Origin of the sequence: Thalassococcus sp. S3, from assembly GCF_004216475.1 — a bacterium.
Taxonomy (GTDB): domain Bacteria; phylum Pseudomonadota; class Alphaproteobacteria; order Rhodobacterales; family Rhodobacteraceae.
Window position 1 is genome coordinate 3,880,503 of sequence record NZ_CP022303.1, and the last position, 18,180, is coordinate 3,898,682.

14 protein-coding genes and 1 pseudogene are annotated in these 18,180 nt (G+C 55.8%); 6 read left to right on the forward strand and 9 right to left on the reverse strand.

The genetic code is table 11. The annotated features are described in order from the left end of the window. Positions 1–47: 47 nt before the first annotated feature. Entirely contained in the window at positions 48–1,031 is a 984-nt protein-coding gene (locus tag CFI11_RS19065) for a GlxA family transcriptional regulator (protein ID WP_130408812.1), read from the reverse strand. A 21-nt stretch (positions 1,032–1,052) separates the two neighbouring features. Beyond that, a complete protein-coding gene (locus tag CFI11_RS19070; protein ID WP_130408814.1) occupies positions 1,053–2,603 on the reverse strand; it encodes a trimethylamine methyltransferase family protein in 1,551 nt (516 codons plus the stop codon). 180 nt (positions 2,604–2,783) lie between these two features. Between CFI11_RS19070 and CFI11_RS19075 the strand changes: the two genes are divergently transcribed. Beyond that, complete coding sequence (locus CFI11_RS19075; protein ID WP_165390312.1) at positions 2,784–3,677, forward strand: LysR family transcriptional regulator; 894 nt, start codon at positions 2,784–2,786, stop codon at positions 3,675–3,677. Between the two features lie 113 nt (positions 3,678–3,790). Here the strand turns inward: CFI11_RS19075 and CFI11_RS19080 are convergent. The 7 genes and pseudogenes from CFI11_RS19080 to CFI11_RS19110 form a co-directional block, all read right to left on the reverse strand. Further along, positions 3,791–5,002 (reverse strand): annotated as a pseudogene (locus tag CFI11_RS19080) (NAD(P)/FAD-dependent oxidoreductase). Positions 5,003–5,013: 11 nt separating this feature from the next. Then, positions 5,014–6,435, reverse strand: a complete 1,422-nt coding sequence (locus CFI11_RS19085; protein ID WP_130408818.1) for an aldehyde dehydrogenase family protein — start codon at positions 6,433–6,435, stop codon at positions 5,014–5,016. Positions 6,436–6,440: 5 nt separating this feature from the next. Then, positions 6,441–7,679, reverse strand: a complete 1,239-nt coding sequence (locus tag CFI11_RS19090; protein ID WP_130408820.1) for an aromatic ring-hydroxylating dioxygenase subunit alpha — start codon at positions 7,677–7,679, stop codon at positions 6,441–6,443. Positions 7,680–7,707: 28 nt separating this feature from the next. Continuing rightward, entirely contained in the window at positions 7,708–8,580 is an 873-nt protein-coding gene (locus tag CFI11_RS19095; RefSeq protein ID WP_130408822.1) for an alpha/beta hydrolase, read from the reverse strand. A 7-nt stretch (positions 8,581–8,587) separates the two neighbouring features. Then, a complete protein-coding gene (locus CFI11_RS19100) occupies positions 8,588–10,651 on the reverse strand; it encodes a proline/glycine betaine ABC transporter permease (RefSeq protein ID WP_130408824.1) in 2,064 nt (687 codons plus the stop codon). Position 10,652: 1 nt separating this feature from the next. Continuing rightward, entirely contained in the window at positions 10,653–11,747 is a 1,095-nt protein-coding gene (locus CFI11_RS19105; RefSeq protein ID WP_254448963.1) for a glycine betaine/L-proline ABC transporter ATP-binding protein, read from the reverse strand. Between the two features lie 124 nt (positions 11,748–11,871). After that, on the reverse strand, positions 11,872–12,777 hold the full coding sequence (locus CFI11_RS19110; protein WP_130408826.1) for an ABC transporter substrate-binding protein: 906 nt from the start codon (positions 12,775–12,777) through the stop codon (positions 11,872–11,874). Between the two features lie 121 nt (positions 12,778–12,898). On the opposite strand from CFI11_RS19110, the gene betI reads away from it, so the two are divergent. The 5 genes from betI (at position 12,899) to CFI11_RS19135 (ending at position 17,912) form a co-directional block, all read left to right on the forward strand. Beyond that, on the forward strand, positions 12,899–13,582 hold the full coding sequence (betI, locus tag CFI11_RS19115) for a transcriptional regulator BetI (protein WP_130408828.1): 684 nt from the start codon (positions 12,899–12,901) through the stop codon (positions 13,580–13,582). A 218-nt stretch (positions 13,583–13,800) separates the two neighbouring features. Continuing rightward, positions 13,801–14,682 (forward strand): DMT family transporter, encoded by an 882-nt coding sequence (locus CFI11_RS19120; protein ID WP_130408830.1) that lies wholly within the window; start codon positions 13,801–13,803, stop codon positions 14,680–14,682. A gap of 419 nt (positions 14,683–15,101) precedes the next feature. Further along, entirely contained in the window at positions 15,102–16,040 is a 939-nt protein-coding gene (locus tag CFI11_RS19125) for a tyrosine-type recombinase/integrase (protein ID WP_130408832.1), read from the forward strand. A gap of 615 nt (positions 16,041–16,655) precedes the next feature. Further along, on the forward strand, positions 16,656–17,138 hold the full coding sequence (locus CFI11_RS19130) for a hypothetical protein (protein WP_130408834.1): 483 nt from the start codon (positions 16,656–16,658) through the stop codon (positions 17,136–17,138). Between the two features lie 6 nt (positions 17,139–17,144). Beyond that, on the forward strand, positions 17,145–17,912 hold the full coding sequence (locus tag CFI11_RS19135) for a deoxycytidine triphosphate deaminase (RefSeq protein ID WP_130408836.1): 768 nt from the start codon (positions 17,145–17,147) through the stop codon (positions 17,910–17,912). Positions 17,913–18,180 lie beyond the last annotated feature (268 nt).

The following is an 18,180-nucleotide window of genomic DNA, read 5'->3' on the forward strand; positions in this document are numbered from 1 at the left end:
CGGTGCGGCTGTATACGGTATCGAAGTCTAGCTGACCTTCTCTCGTTTCAACAATCTTCGGGTCCAACTGAACTTGCGCCAAGGTATTGCAATTCACGCTGACGGGTTGGGGTGATCCCGAAAGCCTTGCGGTAGCGCGAGGAAAGAGTGCTTGATCCTCCGAAGCCACAAGCCTTTGCTATCTCCGTCAGGTTCAGATCTGTATTCTCACATAGCCACCTTGCCTCATTTAGCTGGACTTTTCGGTAGTAGCTGCGCGGTGAATCTTGGACATACCGCACAAACAGTCGTTCAAGTTGACGCTGAGATACACCCAAGATCTGACAAATATCGCAAAGCGGAAGCGTCGGGCTTAGGCGCTGTTGCATTATCTCAATTGCACGACCAACCTTGTACGGCAGGTATTGTTTTTCGGCGCGTAGCTTGCCGGCCTGTATGTCCTGAGGGCGGCGCGTTACATTGATTTGCAATTTTCGACAAACACGTTCGTGGGCGGGATCGCCGAAGTACTGGCGTATCACTTCGAGCGTCAGGTCAAGAAGTGCCGTTCCGCCGGGGCATGTATAGTACAGACCGCTCTTGCAGAAAATCTGGTGTTTGACGTCAAGGCGCGCCTTTGTAACCCAGGTCGGCACGCCGATCTGCCAGTGGAGAGCAACCGCATGACCATCCAGAAGACGCTGTTCTGCCGCGATGCGAATTGCGGCACCGGTCAAGATTACAGGCACCTGTTGCTTTGCCGCGCTTGCCAAAATTGACGTCAGTGCAGCCTCTTCGCTTTCAGTGATGTCTTCACTGGAAACGATGAACAAAAGGATCATTTTGTCATCGCCGCTCTGCGCGGCAATTGACGGAAATTTCGTCAGGGTCGGCGTACTGACCTGGAGATCAAACCCGTGATGTTCGCGCGCAACAGTCAGCGGGTCTAGCGCACATGCCAGCATCAAAAGAGATTGGTCAGGGGTGTGGACGACATGGACGATCTCTTTTGCGTGACAGTCAAAAGAGGCCTCCGCTTTGCGCTCGTGCATCACGCGGGCACGCTCCGCCCCTCACTCAAAGTAGATGTTGAACCTATCCCGAATGATCTGATCAAGTTCGGGATCAATCTGACGACCTGCTTTCGCAAGTATTTCGTTCTTTCGGGCGATAGCTGTGTCTAGCAACACAGGTTTGCCAGCCTCCCCCCATTCCTTGGGACTCATCCGGTTGCCGACGGCTGGATAGACATATTCCGTCTGCATCAAAGACAGCGTCTGTTCGGATCCCAGGTAATGGCCCGGGCCACCCAGGCAGACTTCTTTCATGGCGTCCAAGGACGTGGTGTCTTCGGTGACTTCCACGCCGCGTACACAGCGCATGGCCTGACCCAGAATATCATCGCCCATCACAAGGCTCTCAAGGCAGAAGCCCAAAAGCGACGCGTGCATCCCTACGGATTCGTAGACCATGTTCAGGCCCGATAGCCCGGCCATGACGTTATTAATCCCCTGTTCCCAACCCGCCTGCATATCGGGCAGTTTGGCATCCGTAATCCCTGACGGCGCGCCACCGGGCAGACCGTAGAATTTGTGCATTTGCGAACAACTCGCTGTCAGCAGAGATTGTTCAGCTGAGCCGCCCGACATCGCACCAGTCCGCAGATCGCTCACAAATGGCCAGGTGCCAAAGACCGCCGGATGCCCCTTTGTGATTGCGTTCACGTAAACAACGCCCGCCAGACACTCTGCCACCGCCTGCACCACCGCAAGCGCAATGGGTGCCGGAGCCGTCGCCCCTGCCTGACCAGCCGACAACAAAAGGATCGGCATACCAGCACGCACAAGCATTTCCATCGTTTCGCAGCTTTCTTCTGCGAATTTCATCGGAGGCACGACAAAGCAGTTGGAGTTCGACACGAAAGGTCGGGCACGCCAGGCGTCTTCGCCGCCTGCAATCATGTGGATCAGGTCCATACAGCCAGAGACATGGCCCGGCTCACTAAAGGATGTTCCCACGTGCTTTGTTGTGCCGGAACACGACGCATAGAGCGTGTTGACGTCCATATCAAAGTTATCAAGCACGTCACGGCAGACCATGGCGCGTTGAAAAAAGTGAACATTGTCAAGATTTTGAACCAAACGCGCGGCGTCGAACAAGTCTTGCGCTGTTGAATCGCGATAGTCATTGTTTTCAAGGTCGACAATGTGAACAGCGGCCCCGGCCGTGCCAAAGTGAACCTTGTTCCCCGAAAGGTGCAGATCGAACTGCGGGTCGCGGGCGTACAAGGTTATATCCCGTGCCGCGACTGAAAGCATGTCTTCTACAAGGGCACGCGGAAAGCGGATACGCCCATCATCGCCATGCTCTGCGCCCGCAGCGGTCAGAATTTCAACGCCCGAAGGTGGCGCATCCGCCAGCCCGATCTCTTCCAACGCGTCCAGAGCGGCGGTGTGAATGCGTTGGACCCCAGCCTCTGTCAGGGGCTTGTACCACCCCCCCTCCATCCCTGCCTGAACCGGTCGTAGATCTTGTGCGAGGGGCGCCTGGCGCTGAGCAACACGCGCTTGCCGTCCACCTGCGCGCCCCTTTCTGCGAGATGTTTCTTGCGTTGCTTGTGTCATCGTCGGGTCCTGACTTTCCTTCTGGCCGGGTAAGGGTCGTCGCGGATCACACAGATTCGGTCGCACGCGCCGGACGTCTTCAGCCGCAAATGGGCAAATGGAGTGACGAAAATTTAGGCGTTTTAGGCTCGTCCTAATAGAGATAAAAAGGTAATGTCATCATAATCTCAAGGAATGATCATGCCTTCGCTACCTTCCTTTTCTTCTCTTTTGGCGTTTGATGCAGCAGCTCAACACGGCAGTTTCACGCGGGCGGCGCAGCGCATCAATGTCTCTCAGCCGGCCATCAGCCGTCGGGTGGCAACACTCGAAAACGACCTCGGCGTAAAGCTCTTTGATCGGGCAACCAAACCAATGGCGCTCACCGATGCAGGCGAAAGTCTGTTTGCGGTGTTACGATCCAGCCTGAGCCGGATTGAAGCAGAGGTTGAAACCTTGCGCAGCGGCGGGCAAACTAAGGACTTTGTAATCTCTGCGGCGCCCGGATTTCTGGCGTTCTGGCTGGTCCCGCGGCTTGATCATTTGACGGCGAGATTGCCCGACCAGTCCTTCGCGCTCGTGACCACAGGTACAGAGCGAAGCAGCACAAACTCAGATGTGCGCGTTCGGTTCGGGACGGGAGACTGGCCAGACACATATTCACGCAAAATACTGAATGAAAGCGTTTTTCCAGTGTGCAGTGCCGAGCTAACCAGGAAACTTGGCACAGAAATTGACCCCGTCCAACTGGTTAACGAGCGGTTGTTGCAACTGCCAGATCGGGCATCTGAGTGGTACGACTGGCCGCTTTGGTTTTCCGCGATGGGTCATCAACCTGCGCAACCGCTAAATGTGCTTACCTTCGATAGCTACGCCCTAGTTATCGCTGCGGCCCTTTCAGGCCAGGGCATTGCTTTGGGCTGGGCAGGTTTGGTGGAAGACTACCTAAAGACCGGCGCATTGGTCCGGTTGGGGGACACTGCGGTGACTTCTGGAAAAGGTTACTACGCGACCTGCAAAATCGGTCAGGAGGACGATCCTGTCGTGGCCCAAGTGCTGGAACTGTTGAGCGACGGATCTTTGCTGCCATCTTGATAGATTTCTGCGGCCCGCCAAACCTTGCTAGTACTATGAACATGCGATGAAGGCATGATCCACCTCAACCCTTCACGCACGGAACTGTCCATCTGGGTGAGCAGTTTGCGAAATCAAGCCAGCAACGATTTTAGCGAAACCTGGGCGTTGGAAACATCTGCTGGCGCAGGAGATTTGCCCGCCTCAATCAACCGCTTGCCAACCATATAGGCGCGGGGATCGTTTAGCGCGTCCACGGCGATCAGTTGATCCTCGCGGTAATACCAGTGCGACAGCGATCCATCGTCCGATTGCCGCACATAGACCGCATCCATCCCGGTCGACAGTCCCGCGATCTGCAGCTTCGTGTCGTATTGATCGGACCAGAACCAAGGCTTTACCTGATAGCGTTCATCGCCACCGCAAATATTGGCAGCGACGGTCTGCGCCTGATCAATCGCGTTTCCAACGCTTTCCAGACGGATGCGCGCGCTTTGATGCGGGAATGATGCACAATCTCCGGCGGCAAAAATGCCGGGAACGGAAGACTGGCAATCGTCACCAACAGCAATGCCGTTTTTCACTGCGATGCCTGCGGCCTCTGCCAATTCAACATTCGGGCGGATGCCGATGCCGACAACCGCGATATCGACCTCCAATTACGTGCCATCGTCGAGTTCGGCCCCCACCAGCCGGCCACCCTGCCCCAGCAGTCGCTCCAATTTGATGCCCTCGTGAATATCAACGCCGTGGGAGCGGTGCAGGTCGCGGAAATAGTCAGCGGTCTTTTCGCAGGCGACGCGCTGCAAAATCCGACCCGATGCTTCGACCAGGATAACTTTCAAACCCAGACCGGCGGCAACCGCCGCTGCTTCCAGTCCGATGTACCCACCACCCACGACCAGCAGCGGTCGATCCGGCTGCATGTCTTTGGCCATCCGGTCAGCGTCCGCGAGGTTGCGGACATAATGCACACCATCGAGCGCGCCTCCGATTGCATCGGGAAGCGTGATGGGGCGCGAGCCAGTCGTCAGCACAAGGGCGTCATAACTCAGGATCTGTCCGTCACTCAGCGTAACAGTCTGGTCTGCCGCGTTGACGGAAGTGCAGGCGCAGGACAAGTGCAACGCGATATCTTGCTCGGAGTAGAAATCAGGGGGGCGAAAGAACAACCGTTCGAGCGGCATCTTGCCCAGAAGATACGCTTTCGAAAGGGGTGGGCGCTGATACGGCGGCTGATTTTCCTCACCCACCAGCGTGATTTGCCCCTCAAACCCAGCATTTCGCAGGGCATTACACGTCTCAAACCCGGCTTGCCCGGCCCCAATGACGATGACCTTTTCGATAGTGGCTTGCGTCATGCGCCATCCCCCGTGACGGCCTTGACCTCAAGGTATTCCTCCAATCCCCAAATAGAACCCTCGCGGCCAATGCCCGATTGTTTGAAGCCACCGAAGGGCATGTCAGTGCCAAGGTAGTCGCCATTGATGCTCACCATGCCAGAGCGCAGGGCACGCGCGACGCGGGTCGCCTTTTCGGCGTCGCGTGTCTGGACATAGTTCCCCAGCCCATAGGGCGTGTCGTTGGCGATAAGTATCGCCTCGTCTTCTGTATCGAAAGGGATCATCACCAGGACAGGTCCAAAAACCTCTTCCTGTGCGATCGTCATATCGTTGGACACATCGGCAAATACAGTGGGCCTTGCAAAAAAGCCTGTTTCCAACCCCTTCGGTTTGCCAGTGCCTCCAGCGACCAGCCGGGCACCTTCATCAATTCCCGCTTGGATAAGGCCCTGCACCTTTTCCCAATGCGCGGCACTGACAAGCGGACCGATGTGATCTCCAGGTTCATGTGCCGAACCGATCGCCACTGTCTCTGCCACGTGTTGCGCTTCCTGCACCGCCTGGGCGTAACGGTTGCGCTCCACAAGCATCCGCGTGGGCGCGTCACAGGATTGGCCGGTGTTGTCAAAGCAATGCAGCACACCGCGACGCACGGCGTCTTCACCCGCATCGGCAAAAACAACATTGGCCCCCTTCCCGCCCAATTCCAGCGCAACACGCTTGATGCCGTCCGCTGCAGCCTTCGAGATAAGCGTGCCTGCACGGGTCGAGCCGGTAAAGCTGATCAGATCGACGTCTGGGTGCGAAGTCAGCGCTGACCCAACCCCTGTTTCATCGCCGTTTACCAGATTGAAGACACCCGCCGGTATGTCTGCTTTGTCGATCATCCCTGCCAGGACCATCGAGGATAGTGGTGCGATTTCAGAGGGTTTCAGCACCATCGTGCAGCCCGCCGCCAACGCTGGTGCAACCTTGAGCAGCACCTGATTCATCGGCCAGTTCCACGGCGTGATGAGTGCGCAAACGCCGACAGGGTCATAAAACAAGCGATCCTTGCCGCGCGTTTGCTCAAAGTCGAAGCCACTAAGCACTCGGATGGTCTCTTCCAGATGGACCAGTCCCGCATCAAACTGCGCGGACGTTGCATAGTCCTTTGGCGCGCCCATTTCCTGCGTCATAGCATGGGCAATTTCTGCCTGACCCTCTTTGTAGAGGGCAAGCAGACGTTCAAGAGCGGCAAGCCGTTCCTCTTTCGACGTAGATGACCACGACGGAAAGGCCGATCGCGCAGCGGCAACGGCCTTGTCCACGTCCCGCGCATTGCCCAGCGAAATCGTCGCGCAAGCAGCACCCGTTGACGGATCAATCACGTCCAAAGGGGCAGGATCAGACGGCGCGGTCCAGGCACCGTTGATGTAGAATTTTGTCGTGTCCATGGTGCTTACCGCGTCAGAGCCGCAAGGTTGAGGGTGTTGAAATGATGTACAAACTGTTCCCCCCACGCTTCTTTCATCTCCGGGTCGACCATCAGGCGGCCGGGTTGATAGCCTTTCGACTTCAGCCCACGATGCACAGCCTCAACCAAAGAGATGTCTTCGGGATTCAGACTGTCGCTGACATATTCCTCCGCTGTCTCTGTCGGGTCGGAAAAGCTTCCGTCGAGTGTGAAGTAAATGATCTCTTCGGCAGTGCGTTCAGGACCATTTGGGCGCATGTTGAAGACGAACATCATATTGGTGCCAGGGAAGATTGAAAAAGTCATATGCGGGAACAGAAAACACTGATGAAACGGCGCGTTCTTGGTGTTGGTGAATGCGTCCTCGGCGTTCTTGTCATAAGGCAGGACGTCATCCGCGCCGCCGCCTGCGGTATATTCAATGGTCCGTCCGCTGATATTGAAACGGTATGTTTCAATATCGATGATCTCGCCCAATGCCTGATGTGCCTCGCCTGAAAATTCGACGTGGTAGGCCTCAAGAAAATTCTCAGTCACGATTTTCCAGTTGGCCTTGATGTCATAGTTCTTCTGTTTGACGAATTGCAGCTTGTCGACCTCGGCCACCATGGAGGTGATGATCGGCTCAAACTCGGGACACATCTCGCGGAAGGCAGGCGCGTCATCGCTGAAGTTGAGGAAGACAAATCCACCCACAATCTCGCAGCGGACCTGGCACAGCTTCACTTTGGACCGGTCAAATCCCTCGACTTCCTTCATCTTGGGCGCGCCGCGCAGGTTGCCCTCGGCGTCATATGTCCACGCGTGATAGGGGCATACGACGACGCGCGCGTTGCCTTGCGCGTCTTGCAGCAATTCATGCCCGCGGTGCTGGCACACATTATAGAACGCCCGGATGTCACCATCCTTGCCACGGATCACATAGACAGCGTGGCCCCCGACCTCTCCGGTCTTGTAGTCACCCGCGTTGGGGACCTGGCTTTGATGGCAAAAGTAGTTCCACTCGTAACCGAACACCTTTTTCAGTTCGAGATCGTGAATCTCCGGGTCGGTGTAGTAGCTGCCCTGGGGGGCGTTGGAGTTTCTGGCATCAGCAGTGAAAGCGACGCCTGCAATTTCTTTGTATTTTTCAATATCGAGCATGATTTGATCCTGTTGCAAGTGTGAAGGACGGCAGCGGTTCAACATCAATAGTCGGGAACATAGAGCCGCCAGACAGTGCAATCAGCCGCCTGTTTGAAACGCGTGTACATCAGGCAGCCTCCTTGGTTTCCAAAAGCCATTCGGCGATAGCTGCCAGCATAGGACGGGAGGCCGTGTGATCGTCATAGACTTCAAAGACGTGATGTGCGCGGGGCACGTCGCGGAAAACAACGTCCGTACCATGCGCATCCAGTTGGCGTTTCAAATCATGGGTCTGCCACCGCAGAATGTCGTCGCTCCCGGTGGTCAGGAAACATGCGGGCCAACGTGCCTCCGGTAAATGTCCAGACGGAGAGATTTCTAGATTGAGCGTGGAGGTCCCACGGTAAATCGCACGGGCCGTGACCAGATCGTCTACAGTGAGCGTTGGATCATCGACCGAACGTGCCTCCTCCATCCCCCTGTCCCTGAGGTCAGTCCAGGGCGAACAAAAGACCATCTTCGCAGGAAGCGGCATACCTTTTCGTGCTCTGCGAGCGAGCGCCGCAAGCAGCAGCCCTCCGCCTGCGGATTCGCCCATCACGCCAATCAGTGTTTCACGGTCTTGCATCAGTGCAGTCAGCACGCCTTCCACTTCATCGAGTGCTGCCGGATAAGGCGGTTCGGGTGCAAGCGCATAGCGCGGCGCAATAAAAGTCAGTCCGGTCGCATGTGCCAACTGGGCCGTGATCGGCAAGTCAAATTCAGGGCAACCCGAGAAATATCCACCACCAAAGCAATAGAGTACCACCTCCCCAGTGGGGCCCGAATGTGGTGAAACTGTCTGACAAGGCACACCGGCGATGGCGACGTCACTGCAGGTCACCTGCGTGTCACGCAAGGCGCGCGCGGCGCTCGGCTGGAATTCGCGCGCTAGTTCGGCGCGTTTGCCCTGCACCCAGGTTTCAAGCTCTGAAAGCTTATGTGCCGTGTTATGCTTCATTCTGCTCTCAGACACCCTCCAGCTTCAGGCCCAGCTCTTCCTGACGGCGCCGACTGATCGCTTGCGTGATGCGGTCTGCAATGATCGCGATGATGGCCATGCCGATGCCCGCCGTCATACCGACGCCAAAGTCGCCATCGCCCAGACCAATGTAGATCTGCTGCCCCAGGCCGTTGGTCCCGACCAAGGCGGCAATCACCAACATGCCGATGCCGTAGATGATCGTCTGGTTTAATCCCAACATGATCGCGGGCAAGGCAAGCGGCAACTTCACCCGTGTCAAGAGTTGCAGGCGGGTGGCCCCCACGGTTGTTGCCGCCTCGATAACATCTTTTGGCAGGTTGCGCAGGCCGTGTTCGGTGTAGCGGATCGCGGGTACAATCGCGTAGGCGATCACCGCAAGCAGCGCTGTAAACTCTCCGATTTTGAACACCATCACAAATGGGATCAGGATCACGAACAGCGGCATGGTCTGCAGCGTATCGAGGATGGGCCTGAGAAGGGCAGAAACGATGTCGTTCTCGGACGCCAGAATGCCCAGCCCCGTGCCGAACACAAAACAGCAAAGCACAGCAACACCGCACAGATATAGCGACAGAACAGCCTGCGGCCAAATGCCGGAAATCACCAGAAATGCCAGCGCCAGTGCCGTCCCAATCGCCAGTGTCCGGCCAGCGGCGACATAGGCCCCATACGTGACGATTGCCGACAGTGCGAGCCAAGGCATATTTGTCAGGCCAACAAACAGGATGACCCCGACCAGGACAATGATGGCTGCCAGCGTGCGACGTTCCCGCACAAAGGCCCAAACAGCAAGCCCAAGAACGATTACCGCATAAACCCCAGCTACCAGCGGCGACATGGCAAACCCCCAGGTGAACGGGCTGATGGCATTTTCAAGTCCGATCTTGATTGGAAGCATTACAAAAAAGAACGACGAATTCTTGATGGCCTCGATCCATTCACGACCGTTCACGACAAGGCTTTCCAGCCCGGCGTTCATCGCGGCAGCGGGATTGAATGTCAGCGCCTCGGGCCAGACCCGCAGGGCGGGGATGATCAACGACAACACGATCATCGCGGCCATACCGACGGCCAGCACGACCCATGGGTTCGGTCCTTTGGCTTTCTCGGCCGCAAACTTGTCACGCGTGGCAAAGGCATAGGTGATCCGATCCAGCGCCATGGCCATCAAGGCGATCACGAAACCTGCCAACACGCTTTCGCCGAACTGTGCCTTGCGCATCGTTGACAAAACTTCCCAGCCAATATCGTTCGTGCCGCCGATGATGGAGGCGATGATGACCATCGAAAGCGAGGCCATCGTCGTCTGGTTCACGCCCAGAAGCATCTGGTTCTGCGCGGCTGGCAGCCGAACTTTCCAGAAAAGCTGCGAAGGTGTGGCACCTGACATCAGGCCCGCTTCGGTAATGGCCTCTGGCACCGCACGCAGGCCGAGGATGGTGTTCCGCACCATCGGAGAGAACGCATAAAGGATCGACGCCACAAGGCCGACGGTTGTGCCAAAGCCAAACAGGATCAGGATTGGCAGGAGGTAGGCGAAAGCAGGGATCGTCTGAAGCAGATCCAGCGTCGGCATGATCACCTGCCTTGCGCGTTCGGAGTAGAACCCCCAGACGCCTACCGCAAAACCAAGGGCTACGGCCATCGGCACGGAAATAAGCACGATGGCCAACGTGTTCATGCTTTCCTGCCAGTAGCCAATCGCGCCCATGTAAAGGAGCGCAACCCCCACGAATGCGGCAAGGCGCCATCCCGAACCGATCCAGGCAATCAGGACAAACGCGACCACCGTCGCACTCCACGGCAGTATGGTCAGTACCCAACGAGCCGCAACGATGGGCCACTCCAGCAACCAGCCGATCGCTTTGAAGATCGGACCAAATACCGAAACGAACCAGTCCATAAAGATATTCATCGGCACAGCAGGTGAGAGCACCCAGTCGTCGGGGAACTTGACCAATGCACCAACTGTTTGAGCGCCGAATGTGAGTAGGAGGGTCAACAGCGCCAGACCGAGCCAGATCGCAGGTTGCAGACGGTGTTCCATCTCAGTCTTCCACCTCTGCGGCATCAGGCACCCCTGCCGCCAGTGCCTTAACAACAGCTCGGGCATTCAGCGCCCCCATGTCCTTGCCGTCTTCGTCGCGCACCATCACACCGGCTTCGTGGTCAGCCAGATAAGGAAGCAGACTGCCCACAGTGACATCGTGGTTGATGTGACCCATGCCCTTGGTGAAGGTGCGGTGCGGGTCAGCGATGTCGCCCGCTGTCAAAACCATTTCCCACGGAACATCGCTGGTGAATTCGCGCACGTAATCGTCCGCAGGGTTCAGGATCAGGTCAACGGGTCGTCCGATCTGAACGACTTCACCGTTGCGCATGATCGCCATGCGGTCTGCAATGCGCAGCGCCTCAAGGAAATCATGCGTGATGAAAACGATAGATTTATGCAACTCGCGCTGCAGGCGCAGGAATTCATCCTGCATTTGGCGTCTGATCAACGGATCGAGCGCGCTGAACGGTTCATCCAGAAACCACAGTTCCGGCTCAACCGCAAGTGATCGCGCGATGCCCACGCGCTGCTGCTGGCCACCTGACAACTGGCGCGGGAAGCTGGCCTCACGACCACCGAGGCCGACCAGTTCCACCATCTCCTGCGCCTTGGCGCGACGTTCCTTGAGCCCGATACCTTGTAGTTCCAGTGGAAACGCCACGTTGTCGAGAACATTGAGATGCGGCATGAGACCAAAGTTCTGAAACACCATCCCCATTTTGTGACGGCGATAGTCAATCAATTCCTGCTTATTCGCCTTAAGCAGGTTCTCGCCATCCAGCAGGATTTCACCTGCCGTTGGCTCCACCAAACGCGACAGGCAACGCACCATGGTCGATTTTCCTGAACCTGAAAGGCCCATAATCACAAAAATCTCACCGACCCGTACGTCAAATGAGACGTTTGCGGAGGCAACGATATGTTGCGCATCGCGAATTTTCTGTGCATGGGCGCTCGCAGCCGCGTCCGCCCCTAAGTCGCCTTTGCCGCTATCGAAAAAGCTGTCCGGCTTGGCGCCGTATATCTTCCAGACATTGCGGCATGATAGTTTGACATCGCCAAGTGCGTGTCGCGCGGGTTGCATGTTCATCGACTTCCCCTGTTTTGTTTAGCGAGGCATGCAAGGGCACTTGGCTTAGAATGTCGTTGCAATGCCCCGAAAAGAGACGCTGCCGCCCGAAAGTCTGGGCAACAGCGTCAGGCTCAGGGAGAAGTCAGTTCATCCACGCTTTCCAGATGCTCTCGTTTGCACCCATCCATTCCGCAACGGCGTCGTCAACGGACATGCCGCCCTGGTCCACCTTCAGGATCAGCGCGTTCTGAACATCATTGTCCAAAGTGAAGTTCTGCATCATCGCGTAAGCGTCGGGCCAGGTTGCCGCGACATCTTTGGCAACGATTTTCTGGACCGCCGCCTGTTCAAAACCGCAGGCACTTCCGCGACCTGCGTTCTCTCCCGGCGCGCAGCCCTCGCTGTCCCACTCGACCAGGTTCATGTCGATTTCAGCATGGATCCAGTGTGGCTCCCAGAACATCACGAGCATCGGCTGCTCTGCTGCGACGGCAGATTTGATTTCGGCGATCATTGCACCCTCACTTCCGCCTGCTACAGGCTGAAGCGGGATGCCAATTGCTTCAACGACATCCTTTGACCGCGTGCCCCAATCAGCCGGATAGGTAATCAGACGGCCATTCGGAAACGTCTCGGCAGAAGCGAAAGCCTGCGCACAGTCATAGATTGCCTCATAGGCTGGCAATCCAGGGCAGGCTTCTTGCATATAGGGTGGATAGAACCAGCCCTCGCGCGGCGTCAGGCCCAACTCCCCAACGATTACGATGTCTCCGGCCTCCACAGCTTTCGGAAAGATATCGCCAACGTTGTTGGTCCAGATTTCGGGGTTGAAGTGCAGGCTGCCGTCGGCAAAGGCCGCATACTGAGGCACGGCGCCCGCTGTTACGTATTCCACCGAGTGGCCCATTTCTTCCAGCACCGCGCCAGCGATCTTGGCGCTTAGGTTTTGGCCGGTCCATTCATTGATTGCGATGTTGATCGTGCCCTCTGCAAAGGCAGGTTGGGCCATGGCGGCGGCGATGATCGCGACTCCGAGCTTGTTGTACATGTTAATCCCTGTTGCTTTATAGTTGTCACAAAAACTTACTTATGGTCAATTATTGAGTCAAATGGTTACTATTGCTGTTAATCGGTCGGACCCGTAGGTTCGCGCAAGGAGGAGGTCTCAAGTGAAAAGTTCAATCAGATCCATGCGCCGCGCCGAGTTGTCTCAGGCCGCTTTTGAAACGCTTGTTAAGTATGGAATCAGGAATACGACGCTTGAGCGGATTGCGCGAAAAGCTGGCGTTTCAAAGGGTGTTGTGTTGCACCATTTCGGAGACAAAGACGCACTTTTTGAAGCCGTCATGCGCCGCGCCAACACGGTTCTGCGCGACGGCGTGATCGAACTGTTTCGCCATGCAAAGACACCGACGGAGCGGCTTGCGGCCGTGATCGTTGGAAACTTCTCGGAACCTGTTTTCCAGCGCGAGGTCTGCAACGCGTGGATCAGTTTGTGTGCGGATGTTCCCTACAATCGGCAGAACCAGCGTATCCAACGGGTCATTGACGCTCGGATGCGGTCTAACCTGATGAGCGCCCTGTGTGAGGTGCCCGACGTCCCTGCCCCTTCAGATACGGCCGAACACATCGCTGTCTTGATCGATGGTCTTTGGTTAAAGGCGGGTCTGAATTCAAGTGACACAATTGGATCGGCCTGTGTGGACCACATCTACAAAGCCATCTGTGCACAAGCTGGTTTGAGTGCCGAACGGCGCAACGAACTCAGTGCAGCCTTGGAGCGCATGACAACGATTAGCACCATCGTACTACAGAGCAACGCGTTCCTCCAAAAGGCCTCAGGTCAGCGATGATCGTCGTCGTCACCCGACGCTTTTGTCCGCTTCAAAATGAAGTTCCAAAAACGAAAGATACCCGGTTGCACGCGCTCATTCCGCAGAAGGCGCAGTAACATGTGGACATTTGCTGCTGTCATGGCAGGAACTCGCATCCGTTGCTTCGATGTTGCAGTGTCCCTTTTAAGTCTCTGGCCTGCAAGAAAGATCTCTTTCACGACTCGGGTAGTTCTGAAATGAAACAACCTGAGAATACTGATACGCTTGCCGTCATAGCCACAATACTTGCAGCCGGGATCTGGGGTCTTTTTTGGGTGCCTGTTCGCCATTTCAGTGCGCAAGGTGTCAATGGCGAATGGGCAATCGTGTTCCTATATCTACCCGCTGTCTTTGTGTTGCTGCCGCTTGTTTGGCGCGAGAGGCAAGCGAACATGCTTTATGCGCGTAAGGCCTGGACGATCGGGGCCTTGATTGGCGCAGGTTTGGCCCTTTACGGCGTTGCCTTAGAGTATACGACCGTTGTTCGCGCAACCATGTTGTTCTATCTCACGCCGGTTTGGGCGACCATCCTCGGCCTCTGGGTTTTGCAAGAGCGCGGAAACGTCGCAAGATGGGGGGCGATTGTCTGCGGACTTTTAGGGTTGTTCTTGTTGCTGGACTCCAAAGATGGCATCGCTTGGAACGTGGGCGATGCACTGGCTTTGGCTTCAAGTATATTCTGGGCGCTAGGGGCAATTGCGATACGTCAGATCCCTACGATTCCGTTGTCTGGTCTGTCCCTTGCCCAGTTTGTTTGTGCTCCAGTTTTTGTGGTTGGCATTGCTACTTTGCTGCACCCGCTGAAACTGCCTTCCATGGAAGCTGTCGGAGGTGCAATGCTCATTCTAGCTGCCGCGTCGATCCTAATGGTATTGCCCGCTATCTACGCTTTGTTTTGGGCGAGCCAGCGCCTTTCACCCGGTCGGGTCGGACTGCTCATGATGTCAGAAGCCCTAGTTGCGGTTGTGACTGCGAGCATTTTTCTGCCAGAGGAGACCCTCACAATCACCCAATGGGGCGGCGCAGCGCTGATCATTGGGTCTGGTTTGTTGGAGCTTAGCGGCGGTCGTTCAATTTGAAGTTGGAAAGTGCGTACTCGCCAATTGCTTGTCATTGTCGGCTGCGCTTTAAAGTCGAGAATAAATATCAGACAGTGTTCGAGGGCCATCTTTCCGACAACTGCTCTACAGTGCTGTCGCATCGCAGCCAATCAGGCAAAGCGTTGCTCACGGGAGCTAATGACCTTTTCATGTCAACAGAACGATCGAAGAATGGATGCCTGGCAGTTTACCCCGCTCCAGTAACGGCCCAAAGCTATCGCCAACAATGGAGGCCGATGCTGTGGCGCAGTTTCCCGACAGCAGACCTTCAAAGATGGCACAAGGCTTGGGCTCGTTCATCAAAATTGGGTCCCATTATCGTTACCGCGCCTGCGTGCGATTTAAGCGCGCTGCCCCGTCTGTGCTGAACTGGCTGAACTCAAGCAAAGGAGTTCAGCATGTCTCATCTAGATCACGCCGCCTTCGTCAATTCGCGCCGCGACGAGCGCAGCCTCGGCCACCATACGCTCCGGGCCTACGCCCAGGATCTGCGCACCTTCGCGCGATTCACCAGGGCGCATCAGCTCACCGATCCGCTGTCGAAAGACGACATCCTCGCTTACCACCAGCACCTGCGCGACGAGTTGGGCGCCAAGCCCGCGACCATCGAGCGGCGCCTCGTTACCCTCAAGTCGTACTATGCCTGGCGCGAGGACCGAAACAGCGCCCTGCCCTCCCCGTTCGCCGACGTCCGTATCTCCGTGAGAATCCCGCGGCGCCTGCCGCGCCCCATCGATCGAGAGACGCTCAAAGCGGTTCTCGAGTACGGCGAGAGTCAAAGCGCTGTACGGCCGATGTCGGGCACAGATGCCACGGCGCCAGCCTCGCAGAGTGCCGTCACGCTCCTGATCATCAAGCTGCTGATCGTGACAGGGTTGCGGATCAGCGAGCTGACCAATCTCAAGGTCCGCGACGTGTCGCCGGACGGCGGCCAGATCCTCGTAAACGGCAAGGGCAGCAAGGAACGTATCGTCTTCGTGCCGAACCGGGAGCTGCAGGAGGAGTTTCGACGCTTCTGTCAGATGCGTTCCGAACACGGCTCGATTGCATCGCCGCTGTTCCTCAACACGGTGGGACGCCGGCTTCGAGCGGCGACGTTCCGGAAGCGGCTGCGGGCGCTGTCAAAACGTCTCGGGATCGCACCCCACCTGACCCCGCACAGGTTCCGGCACTCGGCCGCGACCCTGCTGATCGAAGAGGGTATCGACATCCGGATGGTTCAGGCGCTTCTAGGGCATGCGAAGCTTCAGACGACTGAGATATACGTGAAGGTTTCGAACCATGCGCTTAGGCGAGCACTTGAGCGCGTCGATGTGCTGAATGAACTTTGGCAATGACGACCCTTGTTGCCGTTGATCAATGTTCACCATTTCCGCGGTGCTGCCCGTAAAACCAGTCGTTCGCCGCAGGTGCACAGTCTGTGACCCACCAAACGGAAACCAGGCGATCCATACGGGCCTTAACAGCACCTCATTCAGCAGCGGACCTTAGTGACCTCAACTTCATCTCAGATACGTATCCTGTTTCGCTATATTTCTCTGCAAGCGGGAGTTCGCTAGCCAAGCGAATTCTATCTGGCTTGAGGGCTCTTACGTTGGGTTGGAACGGATTAAGGCCCACTGTGAAGCAGCGTCATCGGCCGCCCTCTTGAGATCTCAAAGGTCAAGAGTTCGCTTTCGGCATTGCACCACCTGACCGCATAGGCTTTGATAAAGCGATTGCGCAAAAGTGCGCATTTCTGCTAAGAAGTTTGTATAAGTCATCAGAGGTACAGAAGTGAGCGACAAAAAGAGGCTAACTGTACTCCTTGACGCAAAGCTTGCCGAGGATTTCGAGGATTTCTGTAGGGAAAACTCGCACAAAAAAAGCACTCTAGCGGAGCGGTTGATCAGAGAATTCTTGAAGAACAATGGCTATCCGGAGCAAGCTAGGCTTCTATGAGGGGAGAGACGATGTACACTTCGGAGCTGCTGCTCGATTGGCAAAAGGACCAATACGAGCATGATATGCGCAATCACTTCGACATACTATCGCTCCACAAAGAAGAGCGTTTGAAGCACTATGCAATGCACTTCGCCAAATATGCTGGACGGCTTGCACGGGGAAACAACGAAGAGAAGTCAACTGAGAGAACCTTTGTTGATGCACTCTTGGTCTGCTTGAGCGCTGCCAACACTCTTCATCAGAAACTATCCTACTCAGCCAACCGCACGAACGACTCGATACTTATCCGACTTACCGACGCTGCAGGTCGCTTTAACGATGCTGCCGAGAAAATCGATCATCTAGAACCTTTCGTAGATATCGCTCGAGAAAGTAATCAGGATATTTTGGATACACTTCTCGACTTTGCTGTCAGCAAAGCGGTCGATGTGGAAAAAACGCTGCAAGCTAGGCGCTTGGAACTACGCGACCGTCAGTTCTTTATCAGGTGATCGACATTGGCCTTTTGGGGTAGAAAAAAATGGCTTGACGAAGGGGCCAAGCCCGACAGCAACCGCCCCGTTTCTCCATGGGAAGAAGAGAAGGTGGAAGCTGCTGGATACCGCCTTTCTGTGGGGTCTGAGTACTTCGTGAATGGAGATGGAACTTCCACGGTCAATCAATTGGAAGACGCGGAAGCATTTGTGATCGGACCAGGTCAGTTCGCGTTTATTCTCACCAAAGAAAAAGTCCGAATATCAAGATCTTCAATCGGATTTATTTCCATAAGAGCGTCGATTAAGTTTCGAGGCCTTGTGAACGTCTCGGGTTTCCAGGTCAATCCAGGATTCCAAGGCAACTTAGTATTTGCGGTCTTCAATGCCGGTCCTCGGCACGTAAATCTGCGTTCAGGTGATGAGATTTTCTCGCTTTGGATTGCCGACCTGAATGCCCCAGTTGAAGAGGATCATGAAGAAAGCGGCAAAATCCCAAACAACCTCGAAAGAATTCCGACCGATGTGATAAACGGCATAGCTGTTGAAGCGCTTACAGCATACCAGCTTTCAGAACAGATTTCTGAGCTAAAGCAGCAACTATCCACTCTCAAGGAGAGCGTTGCATCGGTAAAAACCTGGTTGGTCCGCGCTAGTGCAACCTTGGGTCTCATACTGACAATTGTCTTGATCGTCTATCGTGCGGAGGTCGTGAGCTTTTTCTCACCGAATGCGTCGGCATCCAATACTGAAGTGCCTGCCGAAACGCAGACTGGTGACGGTCAAGGGTAACACCAGATCGGAACAGCTTACCTGGGGGACTTCCAAAGCAATGAAACTTGCCGACTCTCTCTTCACACGTGACTTCGCGCGAAGGTTAGCTTACAACTGCCCCATGTGTGGAAATTTGGCAGATGTAGTGGTTTGTGTGTTCTCTGACACTCGATGGTGTATAGTAGATTGGATCCCGGGCGTTTGGAACCGACTTTTTCGAGCCAATTGATGAGGGACTTAGCGACAGAACCCAAGCGAGCCTATTACCACCTTGGAAGTGAAGCTG